Genomic DNA, 20,179 nt, shown 5'->3' on the forward strand with positions numbered 1-20,179 from the left:
TTTAGATGGTTGTTGTTTTTTATTAATTAATCTACGTATTTACTTTCTGGAGGACCTAAATATGTTTTAGGTATTTTCTTTTCTTGAGTTTCAATTACTATTTTTTGTAACACTAAACCTTCATCAACTCTATAATAATTTAAAATATGATTTCCTGTTTTATTAATTTCAAATTCTGTTGTAATCTCTTTTATATTATCTGACACATTATTTTGCCAATTACTTGGAACTTTACCATTGTAGTTAAATATTAAAGGATCAGTATCATAATTTACTTGTGTTGGCATTTCATTATCAAATGACAATCCATAATACATCCCTTCTCTTGTTGAATAATTTATAGTTGGTGAAAAATAGGCATGTACTTTTACTTTTCCTTTATTTTGAAAATGAACATTATAAGATAATTTAGGTGAGTCTTCATTCAATACAACTCTACCCTTTTTGATAGGAAGTGAAATAACTGAAGATCCTGATTTCCCTAAATTCTCAACAACTTTCCATTGAAAAGATTCTGGCTCTGTTTTACTTGAAAAATGATGTGCTTCCATTGAAATATAACTGCTGTTTTCTATAAAACCTTTGGCATCGCTTGGGGTTTCTAAATCGATAGAAGCTAGTGTTTTTACATCTGCTACTTCTATTTCAGTATTTTCATCAACTAAAATAGTTTCAGGCATAACATTAAAACGTGGTTGTTGCCAATTATCATAACCTATATGAGTTTGAGACATCATATGGTTCCATTTTCCATTGGCTAATTCTTCGTGATAATATTTAGTCATCAAAGAATCTTTAACAAACAGCTCCTTAACTTTTTTAGCGTAGGTATTGGCTATTACTTTACCCTGTGTTGCATATAATTTATTTTTCTCTGTAGCTAAATAAAGCTCATTTAAATTAGCACTAGCAATTATTGGATGCTCTACTAATTGATAAAAGGCATCATGATAATCTCGTGGTAATTTTTGTTTTAAGTCTTTTGCTTTTTTTGCTAAAAGGTTATAATCTTCTACGATTTTTTCAGCTTCATTAAAATTAGTTAAATTATACACAGGAATATTTAACAATTCTGGTTTTCTACGAGCATTATATTTTGTGTATTTTCTGAGCATGTCTGCAATGTCTTCAGCAAACTGGCTTCCAAATTGTTTTTCTGCCCATTCTGTATAATAATCTTGAAGATTATCAGCATTCCATTTTTCAGGATCCCAAGCGTAATCTAAAAAGAATTCAATAGGAAACTCCATGGGTTTAATATCGCCAACATTTACAATCCAAACTCTATCTGCATTATGCTCGTAAGCTAAATGCATTTGCTCCCAAACACGTTCTATTTGTGTTGTGTTTATCCATTTGTAATTTCGTGGACCACCAACATAATCGTAATGATAGTAAATACCATAACCTCCTTTTCTTGGTTTTGCATCTAAGGCTGGTAATTTTCTAATATTTCCCCAGTTATCGTCACACAATAAAAGCGTAACATCATCTGGAACTTGCATGCCTTGGTCATAATAATCTTGAACTTCTTTATATAAAGCCCACATTTGAGGTGTTTCTTCTGCAGGTTTACCTGTAACGTCTTCAATTATTTTTCGCTGATCTTTAACAATGGTTTCTAATAATTCTGTAGCTGTTCCTTCACTCATGGCTTCATCTCCATCACCACGCATACCAACAGTTACAATAGTTTCAGTATTTCCTCTTCGTTCCATGCCTTCTGTCCAAAACTTTCGTAAGCCTTCTGGATTGGTGTTGTAATTCCACTCACCTTTACCAAAACGTTGCCATTCTGCATGTGCACGCGTTAAAGGTTCGTGATGCGAAGTTCCCATAACAATACCATATTCGTTTGCTAAAATAGGATTTTGTGGATCGTTTTCATAAAACATACGTCCCCACATGGAAGGCCATAAATAATTACCTTTCATACGAAGAATATACTCAAAAACATGATTGTAAAATTCAGCATTAAACCCACCAAATTTTTCAAAAGCCCAGCCAGAAAGTGCTGGTGCTTCATCATTAATAAATATACCTCTATACTTTACTTTAGGCGACCCTTTTGTATAGCTGCCTCTAGTAATAAAAACATTTTCTTTTTTCTTTGAAGGAACATCTGCCCAGAAATGATGTGGGGATACCCCTATTTCGTATGAGACATCAAACATACCATAAATGGTTCCTCGTTTGTCACTACCAACGATTACTAAAGCTTCTTCAACACCCTCAAAAGGATTTTTTATAGTTTGTATTAAAAAGGTTTCCCATTTTCCTTTAACTAAAGATACCTCTAGCTTTTTTTCTTCAATTAGTTGATCAATTAAGTTAGAATTCCCTATAGTACCTACAATTATTGCAGTTCCATTTGATGGTATTTCATTTGAAATGATACTAGGTTTTATATTGGTAACTCGTTCTATATCTTCTTGAAATTTCTGAGCTATTTTTTTAACACCTTTATAGTCATTATCACTTAAATAAATAGCAGTTGCTTCATTATTATTTACAATAGCGAAACCAGAGCTTGTTTGAATGTAAGACTTTTGTTTTTGTAAGTTTATTAGAGAATTTGAATTACAAGAAACTAAAAATAATAAACTAAATATTAGAAAAAATACTTTTTTTGTTGATTTCATAATTTTTAAATTTACCAATTATCGGTTCTAAATGGTGAAGCAGGTAAGTTTTCTTTGTTATATAAATTTGCTTTATCTGGATTATCTGCCCAAGCATATCTAACAGCAACAGGATCTTTGATAGACTCATTAAAAACAATTATTTTGTTTTTTTCGATTATTGCTTTTGCCCAAACAAATTTTTTATCTGCACCTGCAATCGCGAATTCTTTTAATTCTCCTCCTTTAGCAACTAAGCCACTTCCAACGTTTTCAAATTCCAGAATTATTTTATTTCCTTTACTCTTTTTGCTTTTTAAAGTAGGGCCAGAAAACACAACATTTTTTTCTTTGTAAGCCATTTTTTTTGCTGCTAAAGCTAATCGTTTTGCAACATCTTTTTTATTTAAAGGATGAATATCATTCCACTCGCCAATATCAATAGTAACAGCCATAGCTGTTTTTGGTAACTTTAATGTTTGTAATTGTGCTTCCCTTAAAGCTGCCCAACTACTTTCTGTAGGTTCTTTATATGCTTCTTGGTAATTGGCCAATTGCACAAATAGAAAAGGAAAATTACCTTGCTTAAATTTTGTCCTCCAATTTTTAATTAAAGTAGGAAAAAGTGTTTGGTATTCTTTTGGATTTTTTACGTTTGATTCTCCTTGATACCATATTACTCCTTTTATTTTATAATTCAATAAAGGCGCTATCATTGCATTATATAAACCAGCAGGCTTCCATCTAATAAATGTTTGACCTTCTTTTGGTGGCATTTCTGCCCCAAGTCTATATTTCCAAGTTCCCTTCAAATCGATGGTTTTATTATCAGATTTTACTTCATAAGGTTTATCTAAATAAAAACCACCAACACCACTTTCATTTATAACTCTAATCGTAATGTTATTGTTACCTTCAACCAAAATATTAGAAGGTATTGTATATCTTCTTGGAGGATATTTATAACCAGTTGTGCCCACAAAAGTTCCATTTACATAAACGGAATCTGAATCGACAACCCTGCCCAAATTTAATTTTAATGTTTGATTTAGCATAGATTTTGGAATTTGTACATCTTTTCTAAACCAAACCACGCCGTTTTTGCCAGCAATTTTTTCTTTATCCCAATATCCAGGAACATCCATTTCATCCCATTTTTGGGTGTCTAAGCTTTGATTGTACCAAGGATTTTTTTTATTTCCTAAATCTTTGTTGTAAAGTTTGTTATGCCAATCTTTCCAATTCTGATTATCAGTATTTTGAATTTCTTTAATTAAACTATCATCTTTAAATTTTTGAGCTTCATCAAAATAGTGAGGAAATGCTTTTAAAGCGTCTTCACTTATCCAGGATTCTGCTGGTGAACCTCCTAAACTTGAATTAATTATACCTATAGGAACATTGTAGCTTTCATATAATTCTTGTGCAAAAAAATACGCAACTGATGAAAATTCAGAAATATTCTCTTGATTTACTTCTTGCCAGTTTACACTTTCAATATTTTCTTGAGGTGCTTTAAAATTATAACGTTGTGGAATTTTTATATAATGAATTTTAGGATTGTTAGCAGATTTAATTTCGTCTTCATACAAAGGGCTTACACGTCTCATAGGTAATTCCATATTTGACTGCCCTGAACATAACCAGACATCTCCTACTAAAATATTATTGATAATTATGGTGTTTTCACCAGACACAACCATTGTATATGGTCCTCCTGCTTTTAAGTTGTTTAAAGTAAATTCCCATTTTCCTTCAATACTAGCTTCGCCTTTATATACATTGCCATTAAAATCTATAATTATCTTTTCTTTGGATGATGCCCAACCCCAAATTTTAACTTCAGCGTTTCGTTGCAAAACTAATCCATCACTAATAAATGCAGGAAGTTTAACTTCTGCATTTAAAACATTAATACTTATACACCAAAAAATAATGCTGGAAAAAAAAAGGGTTTTCTTAGGTAATATCATTCTTTAGAATCAGATTTCAAATTAAATACACTGTAATAAGCTTTCTTTTTTTCATTATTTCTATCAAACAATAATGGGTAATTGGTTCTGCCATTAATTGGCCAATCATTTTTCCAAGAATCCCCATCATTAACACCCCAAAATGTTACACGACTAATCTTGTCTTCGTGTTTTAAAAATAGCTTAAAAATAGCTTCATAACGTTCTGCTAGTTTAACTTGTATAGAATCTGGAAGTTTTTCTGGGTAAGGATTCATAGTTGGATCTCCACTTTCAAACTTTACATTTACGTCTGCACCAGAAAAATCCCAAGGCATAGGTATAACAGATACATCTAATTCTGTAATCGCTACTTTAATCCCTAACTCAGCATATTCAACAATACTTTTTTCAATTTCTTCTATGCTTGGGGTGTTTAAATCCCAGTGACCTTGCATACCAATACCATCTATTTTTGTACCAAGTTCTTGAATTCTTTTTATCATTTTTATGGCTCCAGCTCTTTTTGCAGGAATAGTCATGCTATAATCATTATAATAAAGTTCTGCATCAGGATCTACTTTTTTAGTTAAATCAAATGCTAAGGACAAATAATCTTCTCCTAATGCATCTAAAAATGCTGTTTTTCTTAGAGTACCATCATCATTTAAAGCTTCATTTACAACATCCCAAGCATCAATTTTACCTTTGTACCTACCAACAATAGTATTTATATGGTTTTTTAGTTCATTAACCATTTCTGTACTGTCTTTTATTTCTTTAAAAAAGGGCGATAATTGGCTGTGCCATACTAAAGTATGCCCTTGAATATGCATGTTGTTTTTTTCTGCTAACCCCACCAATTTATCTGATAATTCAAAATTGAATGTATCTTTTTTAGGATGAATTAATAAAGATTTCATGATATTCTCTGGAGTTATGCTATTAAATTCTGTTTTAATTAAAGCATTTTGCACCTCGTTTTTTTCATTAATTTGATTTGCATTTATTGCAACTCCTATTAAAAAATTATTTTTATAAACTTCTTTTAACCCATTTGGTTTTTCTACATTAACTAAAGTCTTTTTTTTACAAGAAGAAAAAGCTAAAAGTAATGTTAGTAAATATATTAGTTGATTTTTTTTCATTTTAGATAAATTTATGAGATATTGCAATCGGTTGCGTAAAAATATAAAAAAATAATTATTAATCGCTATATTGCAAATGTTTTTTGTAAAATAGGATAATTAATACTAATATAAAAAAAAATGAAAACAAGATTTTTAGGAAAAAATGGTTTTAATGTTAGCGAAGTTGGTTTAGGCTGCTGGCAATTAGGTGGAGATTGGGGAAATGAAATTTCTGAAAAAAAAGCATTTGATATTATGCAAAAAGCTGTAGAAGGAGGAGTTACTCTCTTTGATACTGCTGACGTTTACGGAAATGGTAGAAGTGAGGAAATTATTGGCAAGTTTTTAAAAGAATATAAGCCTGATTTGAGAATTGCGACAAAATTTGGTAGAGGATCAGATGTTTATCCTAATAATTACTCCAAAGAAGCTTTAACAATGTCTGTAGAAAAATCTTTAAAAAGATTAGGAGTCGATAGCTTAGACTTACTTCAGTTACATTGTATACCAACCAAAATTTTAAAACAAGAAACTATATTTTATTGGTTAAAGGAATTAAAAAAAGAAGGTAAAATAAAAGCTTTTGGTGCAAGTGTAGAAACTATAGATGAAGGGTTGTTTTGTGCTGAACAAGATGATATTACCAGCATACAAGTAATTTTTAATATTTTTAGACAAAAAATTACTGAACAATTGTTATCAAAAACTAAAGAAAAAGGAGTAGGTGTTATTGCTCGTTTACCATTAGCTAGCGGATTATTATCTGGTAAATTCACAAAACAAATGTTGTTTAACGAAAATGACCATAGAAATTATAATAAAGATGGAAATGCTTTTAATGTGGGAGAAACATTTGCTGGATTACCTTTTGAAAAAGGTGTAGAATTATCTGATAAAATTAAAAATGAATTTTTACCAGAAAATATTTCAATGGCACAGTTTTCACAACGTTGGATTTTAGACCATGATTCAATTTCATGTATTATTCCTGGAGCAAGTTCAGTGTTTCAAGTAGCTTCTAACTGCAGTGTTTCTGAGCTAAAACATTTAGAGGAGTCTACGCATAAAAAACTACAAGAATTCTACAATAATCATGTTCACAATCATATTCGTGGTCTTTATTAAGTTTTTAACATTTCTTAATAATCATCGCTAATAAAACTCTAAATTTGTAAAAATCAACATATTTTTATTATGAGTCAGAACAAAGATGTTACTATATATGACATAGCTGATGCGTTGAACTTATCTACATCTACAGTTTCAAGGGCATTAAAAAATCATTCTAGTATTAGTAAAAAAACTACCTTGAAGGTTAATGAGGCTGCAGCAAAAATGCAGTATACGCCTAATATATTAGCTTCTAGTTTAAGAAATAATAAAACAAACACAATAGGAGTGCTTATTTCAAGGATAAATAGGCCATTCATGTCTGATCTCATTAGCGGTATAGAAGTAGTAGCTCAAAAGGCTGGATTTAATGTAATTATTGCACAATCTCATGACTCTTATGAAGATGAAGTAAATATGTGTCAAGCATTATATAATAGTAGAGTTAGTGGTGTTATTTGTTCTCTTGCAATGGAGACAAAAGACACTGATCATTTTGATCAATTTAGGAATAAAAATATACCTCTTGTTTTTGTTGATAGAGTTCCTAAAACATTTACTACATACAGAGTAATGATAGATAATTACTCAGCAGGATTTAAAGCTGCCCAACATTTAATAGAACAAGGATATACACGTATTGCACATATTGCAGGTCTAAAGTTTAGGAGTATTTATAACGAACGAGAACAAGGTTATAGAGATGCCTTAAAAAAATATAACTTACCTGAAGAGGATAATTTAATTATTCATGTAAAAACCATGAGTTATGAAGAGGGTGAAAAAGCAGTTAATAAACTATTGAGTTTAGAAAACCCACCAGATGCTATATTTTCTTCAAATGATACCACTGCTGTTGCTGCTATTCAAGTAGCAAAAAGTAGAGGTTTAAGAATTCCTGAAGATTTTGGAGTTATAGGTTTTAATAACGATCCGATATCAAGAATTATTGATCCAGGTTTATCAACTATATCTCACCCAGCTTATGAAATGGGAAAAATATCTTCTAAAAAAATATTGAAACATCTAAAAAAGTCTAAAAACGAGAGTATAACTGAGATAAGCTTCTTAAATACAGATGTAATTATTAGAGGATCTTCTAAAAGATTAAAAGATTAGTCTATTATTTATAACCAAACAATCTAGGTAACCACAAGCTTAATTCTGGAAAGATACTTACCAAAATTAATGAGACAATCATCGCTAAAAACAAAGGTAATAATGGTTTAATTACTTTTGTTATTTTAGTATTAGCAACACCCACACCAATAAAAAGTACAGATCCTACAGGAGGTGTACACAAACCTATACATAAATTAAGAACCATAATTATTCCAAAATGTACAGGATCTATTCCTAATGCAGTTACAACTGGTAAGAAAATTGGCGTAAAAATTAATACTGCAGGTGTCATATCCATAAATATTCCAACAAAAAGCAAAATAAGATTAATGGTAAGTAAAACAGTAATTTTATTATCACTAATTTGTAATAATGATGCTGTTACTGATTGTGGAATATCTTCATAAGACATTACCCAAGACATGGCAATAGACATGGCAATTAACATCATTACAACAGCAATAGTTTCTGATGATTCTGTTAGTATTGTTTTTAAATCAGAAAAATTTATTTCTTTGTAAACAAAAGAAAGCAATAAACAATACAAGACAGCAACAGATGATGCTTCTGTGGCAGTAAATATTCCTGCTACAATACCACCTATAACTACTATTAATAAAAACAAACTTGGTAATGCTTGCAAAAATGTTGTAAAAATATTTTTTAAAGAACTTGCATTTCCTGTTGGATACTTTTTACGTTTTGCCCAAATATAAGCAACTATCATTAAAAATAATCCTGTTAAAATACCAGGTATATAGCCTGCTAAAAATAAAGCCCCAATACTAACACCACCACTTGCTAAGGAATAAATAATAAAAATATTACTTGGGGGAATAATAAGCCCTGTTGTTGCAGAAGTAACATTTACAGCAACACCAAACTCTTTATTGTATCCTTCTTTTTCCATTTCATCACTCATAAAACTACCAATAGCTGCTGCAGCTGCACCAGCAGAACCTGCAATGGCACCAAATAACATTGCAGAAACAATATTAACATGTGCCAAACCTCCAGGTAATGCTCCAACAATAGCTTTGGCAAAATTAATAAGCCTTTTGGCAATTCCTCCCCTATTCATAATATGCCCAGCAAGAATAAAAAATGGAATGGCTAAAATGGAAAAACTATCTAAACCAGTAACAACACGTTGTGCAATTGTTGTTAATGCAGGTATTACTGGCATTCCACTAGCTAAAATAGTAATAACGGCTGCAATGCCAATACTCCAAGCAACAGGTATGCGTAATACTATTAAAACAATAAAACTGAGTACTAATATTGTTACTTCCATCTATTAAATGTCTTTATTTTTAATTTTACAAATTCTGTAATAAATAATTATAAAACCTGCAATTGGAAATATATTATACACAACACCCATAGGAATATTAAGTGCTGGAGATCTTTGTCCTAAATAAAAAGAAATGTAAACGTAGCGTAAACCGCCAACCAAAAAAATAGCAGAGATAAAAATTATGATGATAATGTTTCCAAAAATTCTTAAACGCTCTCTGTTTACTGGTTTTATGTAGTTTGAGATTAAATCTATGGCAATATGTTTATTTTGTCCTGAAGCAAAAGCTCCTCCTAAAACACCTACCCATATCATTAAAAAACGGGCAAGCTCATCTGTCCAAGAACTTTGTTCTGTCATTACATATCTTGTAAAAACACCCCAAATTACATCTATAACCATTACTGAAAGTAAGATTGTTAAAGTCCAACTTAAACTACTATCAACTTTTTTTTTGTATTTAAGCATAGTTATATATTACTCATATGTGTACAATTCAAATCTTTGGATATTTACATCATTTAAAAACGAACGAATATGTCTTCCTTGATGAGTCTGATCTCCATTTAAATGTTGATAAACCTTCCATTGATTTCCTTCAAAATACCCTTTTTCAGCTTTTAAAATTCCTACTTTTCCATTTAAATTTTTCTTGTTTTTAAAAGTAAAAGAAACTCCAAAACCAACATAATAAAATTCATTTTCTTTTGTTTGTACAATAATTGCTCCTGAAGGTTCCCAATTGTTAGAACTAGAGTTTGCTTCCCATCCTAAATTGTAGGTATGACTTGCTGTAAACTCATAATTTCCTAAAGTAAAAACGGTTTTTTTATTTTCATTATTCAATAAAACTCCTTCTACTTTATTTTGATTTTGATGTAAAATTGGATGAATTTGATTAATAACATTGTAAGTTTTTGCTAGCTTTTCTTCTTTTGGCAGCAGATCTAACTCTGGAATTTGCTCAATAGCAAAAGGTGAAAAACCTAAACTTTTATAATGCCCAATAGTAAACAATGCCTTTGCTGATACAGTATTATCAAATTGATGTTCTGGAATAAATAGTGGATTGTTTTGTCTTGTATATAAATCACACCAATATTTAATATTAGGAAAGTAAAAATCTGGAGAAAACATATCTATAGATGTTCCTGCAGCTTTCCAAACATCTATAAGATGAGGCAAAGGCCCTGCACTTGGGTATTCTCCTGGTTTTGCATTTGGTCTGTTTAAAGCAGCGTTTACAAACATTGGCAAAGGATAAATTTCTTTACCCGCTTTTACAATTTCATTCGTGAATTTTGCATAATACCAGGCCATAAAAATTTCATCAGTTTGCTCTCCTTTTCCAAAAACTTCGTGCCAAGTTCCAAATGTTTTAAAACCATTTTTTTGCCATACATTTAAAAATTCAGGATTTAAATTTTGCTTATTTTCAATTAGATAATCTGCAAATTCTTTTGGTATTTTTTTAGAAATTTTTTCATTTGCTAAAGAATGGTAATCTCTAGCAGATGGCAACATACCTATTTCATTTTCTGCTTGTATCATTATTATAGTCCTGTCTGTGCTATCAACATCTTTAATATGTTGCATTAAAGCACTAAACGCTTTTAAATCTGCTTGCAAATTTTCTTTGCTAAATGGAGATAAAATTTCTTGACTTATACCTTCTTTACTCTTGGCTAATGGATATTTTTGATAATTGGTTTTAATCCATGAAGGTGCATGACTAGACATGCTATTTTTCCAAGAACCAAACCATAATATTATTAATTTGAAGTTATGTGCACGTACTTCAGTTATTAAATCATCTAATAATTTAAAATCAAAATTACCCTGTTTTGGTTCTATTAATTCCCAGTAAACTGGAGCTAAAATTGTGTTGATATTCATCTTTTTTAGCTTACCCCAAACAGGAGCCATGCTCTCTAAACTTGTAAAAGTTGAGTTACCTAATTCACCTCCCAAAATTAAAAATGGTTTATCATCTACCATTAATTGTGATGCTTTTTTTTGTTTAATTAAGTGTGGAATATTTTTAGTATTTGCTACTTTTTTAATTTTAATAGTTTCACTATTTGAGCAGGAAAATAATATAATAGAGAAAAGTAAAAAGCTATAACTTATTCTTATTTTCATAAATTATTCTTTTTAATTTCCATTACTAAATTATACAATTCTATATTTTTATCTTTAAGACTTTCTATCATTTTTTTAGATTGCTCTTCAAATTTGGTTTTATCTGGTTTAGTAACTTGTACACCTGCTTCTTTAATAATTTTTAGTGCATTTATTTCCGCTTTTCTCCACAATTCTCTTTGATAGATAGTGGCTTCTTTCATAGCATCCATTAACCATTTTTGTTCTTGTGGGTTTAACTGATTCCAAATAATAGTGCTGATTACTAAAATATCTGGTATAGAAGTATGTTCATCAATTGTTAAAAACTTACAAACTTCATAATGTTTTGAGGTGTAAAAGCTGGGCAAATTATTTTCGGCTCCGTCTACAACTCCTTGTTGAAGAGCTGTATACAACTCTCCCCAAGAAATTGGGGTTGGAGCCCCACCAAGTATTTTTACCATTTCTATAGCTGTAGGGCTTTGCATTACCCTAATTTTTAATCCTTCTAAATCTTTGGGTGTTTCTATTTTACGAGATTTGGTATAAAAAGAACGGTTTCCTGCATCAAAATAGGTTAAGCCACGTAACCAAAACTGTTCACCTTCTAATAATAATTGTTGCCCTATTTCACCATCATAAACTTTAAAACGATGTTCATTATCTCTAAATAAATAAGGGTAACCAAATACTTTTAATTTGGGCGAAAAATTTTCCATAACTGCTGCAGAAACTTTGGTCATGGCTAAACTGCCTATTTGTAATAATTCTAGGCATTGACGTTCTGATCCTAACTGACTACTTGGATAAATTTTTATTGTTAATTTTCCATTGGAGTTTTCAGCTACTTTATCTGCCATAAAAACCATAGCTTCATGTACAGGATGTGAAACACTTAAACTATGTGCTAATTTTATAGATTTAGTTTGTTCTGCAGTATTGCATGCCAATAAAAATAAAAAGCCTAAAAAAAAATCTTTTTTTTAAATTGATTTAATTTTTGACTGAAAAAGCTATTATTAATTTTGATATGCTCCAATGTATGTTTTTCCTTTTTTAGTATTGATAGTATTTACTTTTTGTATTTCATTTGGTATTGTCTTTGCTGCATTATTTCCTAAGAAATTAGCATCTAATTTAAAATTATATAAATCTAAACTTTTAAAAAGTGGCCCAGAATAGTTAAGAAGACTGATACCTTTGGTTTCATAATTAGTCACTTTTTTATTTAGTTCTTCAACGTTTTTAAAAGAAGATTCACACTCATTACCAATTTTTTGATTTAACCAAATTAATGGTTCTGTACTATCTCCTAGTCTAACATAAGCATTGTTATCTAAAATTTTTAATGCGGGTATTTTTTGTTGGTCACATTGGTCTGGCATTTGCCCAATTGAAAGTAATGGTTTGTTGTAGTTTTTATCTCCCACAAGTAAATTGTTTACAAACTCATGATTAATTCTTTCTGTAGAGGAAGGTCCTGTGGAAACATGCCAACCAAAATGATCTTCGTTTTCTCCTCTTCTTGTTCGCATAAAAACAGCCAAACTATTAACAAAAGTATTATTATAAACTTTTACATTTGCTGAATTTAAAATAGCAATTCCACGATCATTATTTACAAAAACGTTGCCTGCAACTATGGCTTTACTAGATATTTCAAAAAAGAAACCATTGTCTCCTGGCCAAGCTTTATTGGGATCGAAAGGAAAATTATTACTACCTACATTTTGCACCCAGTTGTTGGTAAAAACACCATCTTCATTACCAACATCATACCAAATACCTACTGAGTTTTTTAAATTTATTACCAAATTATCATTACAAGTTACTCTGTGTGTTTGATTAAAAATTTTAACTGCACAAGCGTAATATCCATAAATATTTTCAATATTATTTTTAGTAAAAATATTGCGTTCTAACAATGCATCACTAGAAGCTACAATATAAATCCCTTCTGTGCCTGTGTCTGTTACCAAGCAATTTGTCATGGTTATTTTATCTCCTAACATAAAAGCTCCAACACGCCCTCCATAAGAAATGGTACAGTTTTCAAAAGTGGTACCTACAACCCCTTTACCAAATTCTTTTTCATCTAATTTTTTTTCTGGATAATACCCTTCAATAGCAATCACATGAAATGCATTTTGCGTAAAAGTGATTCCTTTAATTGTTGGCCCTTTATGGTCTGCCTTTTTACCATTTACAAAATCTGGTGTAATAATCAATCCTCTATTAAAGGCTGTTATTTCTACTAATTTATTTGTAGGATTGGTATTTAAATAAACATAACCTGCTTTGTAATCTATATAATAATGGTTTTCATCTAACTCTCCTAACCAACCAGCAGACTGTAAAAATCTGCCATCAATAAAAACCATATCATTATTAAACCTGTGCATAGGTGTTACTCTTCCTGCTCTTTCACTTCTCCACCAATCATCTGGTTTGTCTGGAAAAAGATATTTCCATTTAATTTTCCATAGTTCTTGCTCTCCTGTATATGGTGTTTTACCTCCTGCTTCCCAATTGCTTGCAACATACGTTCCCTTAATTATTGGGTTTTCATTTTTATAGGGTTGCATTAAAATACTTTGGTTTAGCTTTAAATCTCCTACTCTATAAATGCCTCCTCTTAAAATAATAGCATCTCCAGTAACTACATTGGCAATCGCATTTTTTAATGTTGTAGGCGTATTAATTGTTTTACCACTTGCATTTAAATCTCCTGTTGGAGATACGTAGTAAACCATTCCTGAAATATTAGGTATTATGTACGTTTTTTGCAATGGTCCATAAGGACCTCCACTTGGTTGGGCATTAGCTTTTATTATGCTACAGATACTTAAAAAAACTATTAAAATTACAGCGTTGAATTTCATTTTTTACTTTTTTAGAAAAAATTAATCTTTAGTTAAGTTTATTTTAAATTGATGTAATTAGAAAAATTTAGGGTTAATCTTAGCTTTACAATAATAGATTTTTAAATTTCTTAACATTAATTACAAATTATAATTACTATTAATAAAAACTTTTTAAACTGACTTAACTCTATAAAAATCAATAAAATATAAATATGATGGAAATAAAAGGAATTTATTAGTTGCTTTTATTTTTTTAAATAAATTACAAATTCAATTTCAAACTTTCATTTATCTAAATAATTATTGTTTAATAAAATTCTTATTATGCAATCGGTTGCGAAATTATAAAATTTTTAGTAAGTTCGCAAACAATTCTATACCAGATTAACCAATGAAGCTAAATTTAAAAAGATTTTGTACGTACTTTTTTATCGTTTTTTTTTCTGCTATTTCTTTTTCACAAAAAAGAACATCAACTAAAACACCTATAAAAAATAATGGTTATAATTTATGGTTGCAATATACAGACATTGAAAATTCAACCTTAAAGAAAAAATATTTATCACAAATAAAAAATATACACAGCTTTGGGAATTCAGAGACTATTAAAGCCTGTGTTGAAGAGCTAGAAAGAGGTTTTTCAGGATTGTTTGGAGATGATTATTTTTTGGACAAGGAGGCTTCTAATAACGTTTTAATTATTGGTACAATATCTAACCTAAATGATATTCATCAAAAAAATTTAAAAGAAGATGTATTACAAATTAAGAAAGATGGTTTTATTATTAAAAAAATAGAAATTAATGGCAATAAAAAAATTGTAATTACAGCTAAAACAGCTACAGGTGTTCTTTATGGTGTTTTTAGATTTTTACGAGAACTACAAACCAACCAACCTATTGAGCAAATAAAAATTATAGATTCTCCAAAAGTAGATGTTCGTATTTTAAACCATTGGGACAATTTAGATAGAACTGTAGAAAGAGGTTATGCTGGTTTTTCTATTTTTGATTGGCATAAATTACCCGATTTTAAAGACCCACGTTATTTAGATTATGCAAGAGCAAATGCTTCTATTGGCATTAATGGAACTGTTGTTAATAATGTAAATTCTAACGCTTTAATTTTAACCCCAATGTATTTAGAAAAAGTAAAAGCATTGGCAGATATTTTTCGTCCTTATGGATTAAAAATTTATCTTACTGCACGTTTTTCTGCTCCAATAGAAATTGGTGGCTTAAAAACAGCAGATCCTTTAAATGAAGATGTAAAAAATTGGTGGAATGAAAAAGTAAAGGAAATTTATAAATACATACCAGACTTTGGTGGTTTTTTAGTAAAAGCCAATTCTGAAGGACAACCAGGACCTCAAGATTATGATAGAAACCATGTTGATGGCGCAAATATGTTTGCAGATGCCTTAGCTCCTTTTAAAGGCATTGTTATGTGGAGAGCGTTTGTATACTCAGAACACAACCCAACAGACAGAGCAAAGCAAGCCTATACAGAATTTGTACCTTATGATGGTAAATTTAAAGATAATGTAATTATTCAGGTAAAAAATGGTGCTATAGATTTTCAACCTCGTGAACCTTTTCACCCAATGTTTGGTGCAATGCCAAATACAAACCTCATGATAGAGTTTCAAATTACTCAAGAATATATGGGTGGTGCAACACATTTGGTATATCAACCTAAATTGTTTCAAGAAGTTTTAGAAGCAGATACATACAGAAAAGGCAAGGGTTCTATTGTAGCCAAAGTTATTGATGGTTCTTTACACAATAAAAAATTAACGGGAGTTTCTGGAGTATCAAATATTGGAAATGATATTAATTGGACTGGGAACCACTTCTTGCAATCTAACTGGTATGGTTTTGGAAGATTAGCATGGAATCCTTATTTAGATGCTAAAAGCATTGCAGATGAATGGTTAAGAATGACGTTTACAAATGAAAATGATTTTGTAAATCCTATAAAAAATATGATGATTGACTCTCGTGAAACAGTAGTAAATTATATGACACCATTAGGTTTGCATCATATAATGGCTACAAATCATCATTATGGTCCTGGTCCTTGGGTTGGTAATTTATCTAGACCAGAATGGAACCCAGTGTATTATCATAAAGCAAATGAAAAAGGAGTTGGTTTTAACAGAACTAAAACAGGCAGCAATGCTACAGCACAATATGCACCAGAAGTTGAAGAAATGTTTAATAACGTTTCTACTACCCCAGAAATATACTTACTTTGGTTTCACCATTTACCTTGGGATTATAAACTAAAAAATGGAAAAACACTCTGGAATAATATAGCTTTAAAATATCAACAAGGTGTAAATGAAGCTGAAAACATGATTTCTTCTTGGAATTTAATGGAACAATATGTAGATGAGAGTCGTTTTAAAGAAATACAAATGATGCTTAATATTCAATATAAAGAAGCAAAATGGTGGCGAGATTCTTGTTTATTATATTTTCAACAATTCTCTAAAATGAAACTTCCTGATGGTGTAGAAAAACCTAATAAATCTTTAAATTATTTTCAAACACTTAAACATCCTTATGCTCCAGGAATAAAATCGCAATGGTAAAATAATAATAACAACAATAAGAAATGAGTAAAGTAGCTATAGTAACTGGAGGAAATTCAGGGTTAGGGTTCGCAACTGCAAAAAAGCTTTGTGAAAACGGAATAAAAACATATATAGTTGGAAGAAACAAAGAGCGAACAGAAAGTGCTGCTTTAGAAATTGGTGCTATACCCTATTTATTTGATTTAGGAAACCTAGAAGGTATACCAAACATGATAAAAGAAATAGCTAATAATGGCAATATAGATATCTTAGTAAACAATGCTGGCATACATCAGAAAAAAGAATTTACAGAGGTTACAGACAAAGATTTTGCAAACATTATGAATATAAACGTGCAAAGTGTTTTTGCTGTTAGTAGAGAGGTTGTTAAAGTGATGAAAAAAAACGGTGGTGGTAGTATTATAAATATTAGCTCTATGGCATCACAATATGGTTTACCTAAAGTTATTGCATATTCTGCAAGTAAAGGTGCTATAGAAGTAATGACACGTGCAATGGCTGTTGAATTGGCAGAATTTAATATTAGGGTTAATTGTGTAGCTCCAGGATTCATTAAAACAAAAATGAGTACAAATGCTTTAGATAATGATATTCAACGTAAAAATAAAATATTAAGCAGAACTCCTCTTGGATATTTAGGTGAACCCTCAACAATTGCAGATGCTGTCTATTTTTATGCATCAAGTGAATCTAGTTACGTTACAGGAACCGTGCTTCCAATTGACGGTGGTAACAGTATCGGTTTTTAAAAAAAGATAATTATGATTTTTATGACCAAAACCATGCGTTGGTATGGCCCAAATGACAAAACATCTTTAATAAACATTAAGCAATGTGGCGTTAAAGGAATTGTAACTGCATTACATGAAATTCCTGTAGGTAATGTCTGGGAAATTGAAGACATTAATGAAAGAAAAAAACTAATTGAAGATAAAGGCTTAGAATGGAAAGTTGTAGAAAGCTTACCTGTTCATGAAGATATAAAAAAACGTACCAAAAATTACGAGAAATATATAGAAAATTATAAAAAAAGCATTCAAAATTTAGCTGAGTGTGGCATAGAAGTCATAACCTATAACTTTATGCCTGTTTTAGATTGGGTAAGAACACATACAGATTACCTGAATCAAGATGGAACAAAATCTTTATATTTTCATAAAGATGCTTTTGTGTATTTTGATGTTTTTTTGTTGAAAAGACCCAATGCAAAAGCAGATTACACACCAGAAGAAATAAGAAAAGCACTGTTGTATGGCCAATCATTGTCAAGAAAAGAGAAAAGTAAGCTATCAAGAAGTGTGCTATTAGGTTTACCAGGAAGTACAAAAAACTTTACATCCACCCAAATTTTAAAACTTTTAGAAGAATATAAAAATATTGATGAAGCTACTTTAAGAAATAATCTAATTTTATTTTTAAAGGAAGTAACACCTATTGCAGAAAAAGCAAGTATTGCATTGGCCATTCATCCTGACGACCCTCCATATTCAGTTTTAGGTTTACCACGTATAGTAGGTACAAAAGCCGATTTACAACTTATTCTAAACCAAGTTCCAAGTATTGCCAATGGATTGTGCTACTGTACAGGATCTTTAGGTGCGCATCCTGAAAACGACCTTTTGGATATTTTAGAAACGACATCAGATAGAATACATTTTTTGCATTTAAGAAATGTTATAAAAGATATTGATGGTAACTTTAAGGAATCTGACCATTTAGAAGGCGATACCAGTATGGAAAAAATTGTTGAGAAAATTATAAAAATCATGCAAACAAGAAAGAAAAGTATCCCAATGAGACCTGACCATGGATTTTTACACAGTATAGAAGGTAAAGAATTATATCCAGGTTATTCATTAATAGGAAGACTTAAAGGCTTATCAGAAATAAGAGGTTTAGAAATGGGTATTAACTATAATTTGACAAAAAATTAATATTTTACGCAACCGATTGTTTATTTAGTTTTTTTTTTGCATCTTTGGAATATAAAATATTAAAATTCAAACCATGAAATTCAAACAAATTATACCACTTTTAATTTTGGTAATGCTTCTTACTGCATGTAGTGATGATGAAAATGTTGTAACTCGCATTATAGTTGGTGGACCAACAAATCCTGAAGGCAATGGTTCAGACCCTGAGTTTTTAAAAGATTTTGCTAATTTTAAAATTGGTAACATTGTTTCTGCTACAAAATTAGCATCTTCTTCAGCTGGTAATGCAAAATTTAGAGAAGTTTTAGGAAATGATTATAATAGCATAACTGCAGAAAATGACATGAAAATGGCAAACATGTTTCCAAGTCCAGACACTTACGATTGGAGTGATGGAGATGCAATTGTGGCATATGCTAAAGAAAACAATTTGAGAGTACATGGTCATGCATTAGTTTGGCATTCATCAATTCCTGGTTGGCTAAGCAGTTTTCAAGGAACAGATGCCGAGTTTGAAGCTCAAATTCAAGGTTATGTAAAAGCAACGGTTGCACATTTTGCATTAGAAAAAGATGCTGAAGGAAATTCAGTTGTTACAGGTTGGGATGCTGTAAATGAATATTTTGATGGAGGAGCTATTAGAAGTTCTCTTTTTACTCAAAGAATTGGAGAAGACTACATTAATAAAATCTTCACTTGGGCAAGAGAAGCAGATTCAGATGTAAAATTATTTTATAACGATTTTAATGTTGCTGGAGAGCCAGTAAAAAGAGCTAAGATAATAGCTCTTGTAAACGATATGATTTCGAATAATATTCCAATTGATGGTGTGGGAATGCAAATGCACTTCAACTACGATTGGCCAACATCAGATATTCCCCTAGCAATTCAGCAAATTTCTGATCTTGGGTTATTAGTTCATGCATCAGAGCTTGACGTGAGAGCAAATCCTAATAGTGATATTACTAATCTTACTCAAGAAAGAGCTGCACAACAAGCTACACAATATCAAAATACAGCTTATTATTATACAACAACCGTTCCCGCAAATCAACAATATGGAATTACTATATGGGGATTTAGAGATCAAGATAGTTGGAGGTTTAACAATGGTAATGACTGGCCATTACTTTATGATAATGATTTTAACACAAAAGCTTCTTACAATGGTTTTGTAGAAGGTTTAAAGGGGAATATATAATAATTGTAATTTTTCTTAAATTTTATCAAAATTCCGTTATAAAAAATAACGGATTTTTTTTATTTTAAACCCTGTTGTATCCCTTTAAATTTTAAAAAAGCATCAATTATATTTACGAAATTTAATAAAGAAAATATTTAAATCAAATATGATTTTTTCAAATATTTGATATATAATACTTTAAAATTTACTTTTTATTTTATTAAAAAAACTAAGTATAGATCT

14 protein-coding genes are annotated in these 20,179 nt (G+C 30.3%); 6 read left to right on the plus strand and 8 right to left on the minus strand.

Annotated features, from left to right (window positions below; all coding sequences use genetic code 11):
• Positions 1-26: 26 nt before the first annotated feature.
• Genes LPB03_RS09720 through LPB03_RS09730 form a run of 3 tightly spaced genes read right to left on the minus strand, consistent with a single transcriptional unit; the run spans position 27 to position 5,721 of the window.
• A complete protein-coding gene (locus tag LPB03_RS09720) occupies positions 27-2,642 on the minus strand; it encodes a glycosyl hydrolase 115 family protein (RefSeq protein ID WP_065320095.1) in 2,616 nt (871 codons plus the stop codon).
• Positions 2,643-2,653: 11 nt separating this feature from the next.
• The gene (locus LPB03_RS09725; protein WP_083187187.1) at positions 2,654-4,594 is read right to left on the minus strand and encodes a sialate O-acetylesterase; all 1,941 of its coding nucleotides are present in this window, start codon (positions 4,592-4,594) and stop codon (positions 2,654-2,656) included.
• Positions 4,591-5,721, minus strand: a complete 1,131-nt coding sequence (locus LPB03_RS09730) for an endo-1,4-beta-xylanase (RefSeq protein WP_065319430.1) — start codon at positions 5,719-5,721, stop codon at positions 4,591-4,593. The genes LPB03_RS09725 and LPB03_RS09730 overlap by 4 nt, the downstream gene beginning before the upstream one ends.
• Positions 5,722-5,841: 120 nt before the next feature.
• Here LPB03_RS09730 and LPB03_RS09735 point away from each other — a divergent pair, with 120 nt between their 5' ends.
• Together LPB03_RS09735 and LPB03_RS09740 are read left to right on the plus strand one after the other, a co-directional pair.
• Complete coding sequence (locus LPB03_RS09735) at positions 5,842-6,828, plus strand: aldo/keto reductase (protein ID WP_065319431.1); 987 nt, start codon at positions 5,842-5,844, stop codon at positions 6,826-6,828.
• A gap of 69 nt (positions 6,829-6,897) precedes the next feature.
• Positions 6,898-7,932, plus strand: coding sequence for a LacI family DNA-binding transcriptional regulator (locus tag LPB03_RS09740; protein ID WP_065319432.1), 1,035 nt, complete (start codon positions 6,898-6,900; stop codon positions 7,930-7,932).
• Positions 7,933-7,936: 4 nt separating this feature from the next.
• Here LPB03_RS09740 and LPB03_RS09745 read toward each other — a convergent pair whose 3' ends face one another.
• The 5 genes from LPB03_RS09745 to LPB03_RS09765 all read right to left on the minus strand — a co-directional run bounded on the left by LPB03_RS09745 (position 7,937) and on the right by LPB03_RS09765 (position 14,238).
• Positions 7,937-9,229: a TRAP transporter large permease gene (locus tag LPB03_RS09745; protein WP_065319433.1), complete on the minus strand. Its 1,293-nt coding sequence runs from the start codon at positions 9,227-9,229 to the stop codon at positions 7,937-7,939.
• 3 nt (positions 9,230-9,232) lie between these two features.
• The gene (locus LPB03_RS09750; protein ID WP_065319434.1) at positions 9,233-9,700 is read right to left on the minus strand and encodes a TRAP transporter small permease; all 468 of its coding nucleotides are present in this window, start codon (positions 9,698-9,700) and stop codon (positions 9,233-9,235) included.
• Between the two features lie 9 nt (positions 9,701-9,709).
• Positions 9,710-11,374 carry a GH35 family beta-galactosidase gene (locus tag LPB03_RS09755; protein ID WP_139058962.1) on the minus strand — a complete coding sequence of 555 codons (1,665 nt, stop codon included), beginning with the start codon at positions 11,372-11,374 and terminating at the stop codon, positions 9,710-9,712.
• Positions 11,371-12,306, minus strand: coding sequence for a TRAP transporter substrate-binding protein (locus tag LPB03_RS09760; protein ID WP_065319435.1), 936 nt, complete (start codon positions 12,304-12,306; stop codon positions 11,371-11,373). Before LPB03_RS09760 ends, LPB03_RS09755 begins: the two co-directional genes overlap by 4 nt.
• A 69-nt stretch (positions 12,307-12,375) precedes the next feature.
• Entirely contained in the window at positions 12,376-14,238 is a 1,863-nt protein-coding gene (locus tag LPB03_RS09765) for a right-handed parallel beta-helix repeat-containing protein (RefSeq protein WP_083187190.1), read from the minus strand.
• A gap of 373 nt (positions 14,239-14,611) precedes the next feature.
• Here LPB03_RS09765 and LPB03_RS09770 point away from each other — a divergent pair, with 373 nt between their 5' ends.
• The 4 genes from LPB03_RS09770 (at position 14,612) to LPB03_RS09785 (ending at position 19,954) form a co-directional block, all read left to right on the plus strand.
• Entirely contained in the window at positions 14,612-16,816 is a 2,205-nt protein-coding gene (locus LPB03_RS09770; RefSeq protein ID WP_083187193.1) for an alpha-glucuronidase family glycosyl hydrolase, read from the plus strand.
• Between the two features lie 23 nt (positions 16,817-16,839).
• On the plus strand, positions 16,840-17,568 hold the full coding sequence (locus tag LPB03_RS09775) for an SDR family NAD(P)-dependent oxidoreductase (protein ID WP_065319436.1): 729 nt from the start codon (positions 16,840-16,842) through the stop codon (positions 17,566-17,568).
• A gap of 12 nt (positions 17,569-17,580) precedes the next feature.
• Positions 17,581-18,753, plus strand: a complete 1,173-nt coding sequence (gene uxuA / locus LPB03_RS09780) for a mannonate dehydratase (RefSeq protein ID WP_065319437.1) — start codon at positions 17,581-17,583, stop codon at positions 18,751-18,753.
• Between the two features lie 73 nt (positions 18,754-18,826).
• A complete protein-coding gene (locus tag LPB03_RS09785) occupies positions 18,827-19,954 on the plus strand; it encodes an endo-1,4-beta-xylanase (protein WP_065319438.1) in 1,128 nt (375 codons plus the stop codon).
• The last annotated feature ends 225 nt before the right edge of the window (positions 19,955-20,179 follow it).

It is taken from the genome of Polaribacter vadi (assembly GCF_001761365.1).
Classification (GTDB): domain Bacteria; phylum Bacteroidota; class Bacteroidia; order Flavobacteriales; family Flavobacteriaceae; genus Polaribacter; species Polaribacter vadi.

Bases quoted from the DNA above. Each gene is read 5' to 3' on its own strand.
- LPB03_RS09720 (WP_065320095.1), bottom strand. From the start codon at position 2,642: ATGAAATCAACAAAAAAAGTATTTTTTCTAATATTTAGTTTATTATTT.
- LPB03_RS09725 (WP_083187187.1), bottom strand. From the start codon at position 4,594: ATGATATTACCTAAGAAAACCCTTTTTTTTTCCAGCATTATTTTTTGG.
- LPB03_RS09730 (WP_065319430.1), bottom strand. From the start codon at position 5,721: ATGAAAAAAAATCAACTAATATATTTACTAACATTACTTTTAGCTTTT.
- LPB03_RS09735 (WP_065319431.1), top strand. From the start codon at position 5,842: ATGAAAACAAGATTTTTAGGAAAAAATGGTTTTAATGTTAGCGAAGTT.
- LPB03_RS09740 (WP_065319432.1), top strand. From the start codon at position 6,898: ATGAGTCAGAACAAAGATGTTACTATATATGACATAGCTGATGCGTTG.
- LPB03_RS09745 (WP_065319433.1), bottom strand. From the start codon at position 9,229: ATGGAAGTAACAATATTAGTACTCAGTTTTATTGTTTTAATAGTATTA.
- LPB03_RS09750 (WP_065319434.1), bottom strand. From the start codon at position 9,700: ATGCTTAAATACAAAAAAAAAGTTGATAGTAGTTTAAGTTGGACTTTA.
- LPB03_RS09755 (WP_139058962.1), bottom strand. From the start codon at position 11,374: ATGAAAATAAGAATAAGTTATAGCTTTTTACTTTTCTCTATTATATTA.
- LPB03_RS09765 (WP_083187190.1), bottom strand. From the start codon at position 14,238: ATGAAATTCAACGCTGTAATTTTAATAGTTTTTTTAAGTATCTGTAGC.
- LPB03_RS09770 (WP_083187193.1), top strand. From the start codon at position 14,612: ATGAAGCTAAATTTAAAAAGATTTTGTACGTACTTTTTTATCGTTTTT.
- LPB03_RS09775 (WP_065319436.1), top strand. From the start codon at position 16,840: ATGAGTAAAGTAGCTATAGTAACTGGAGGAAATTCAGGGTTAGGGTTC.
- uxuA (WP_065319437.1), top strand. From the start codon at position 17,581: ATGATTTTTATGACCAAAACCATGCGTTGGTATGGCCCAAATGACAAA.
- LPB03_RS09785 (WP_065319438.1), top strand. From the start codon at position 18,827: ATGAAATTCAAACAAATTATACCACTTTTAATTTTGGTAATGCTTCTT.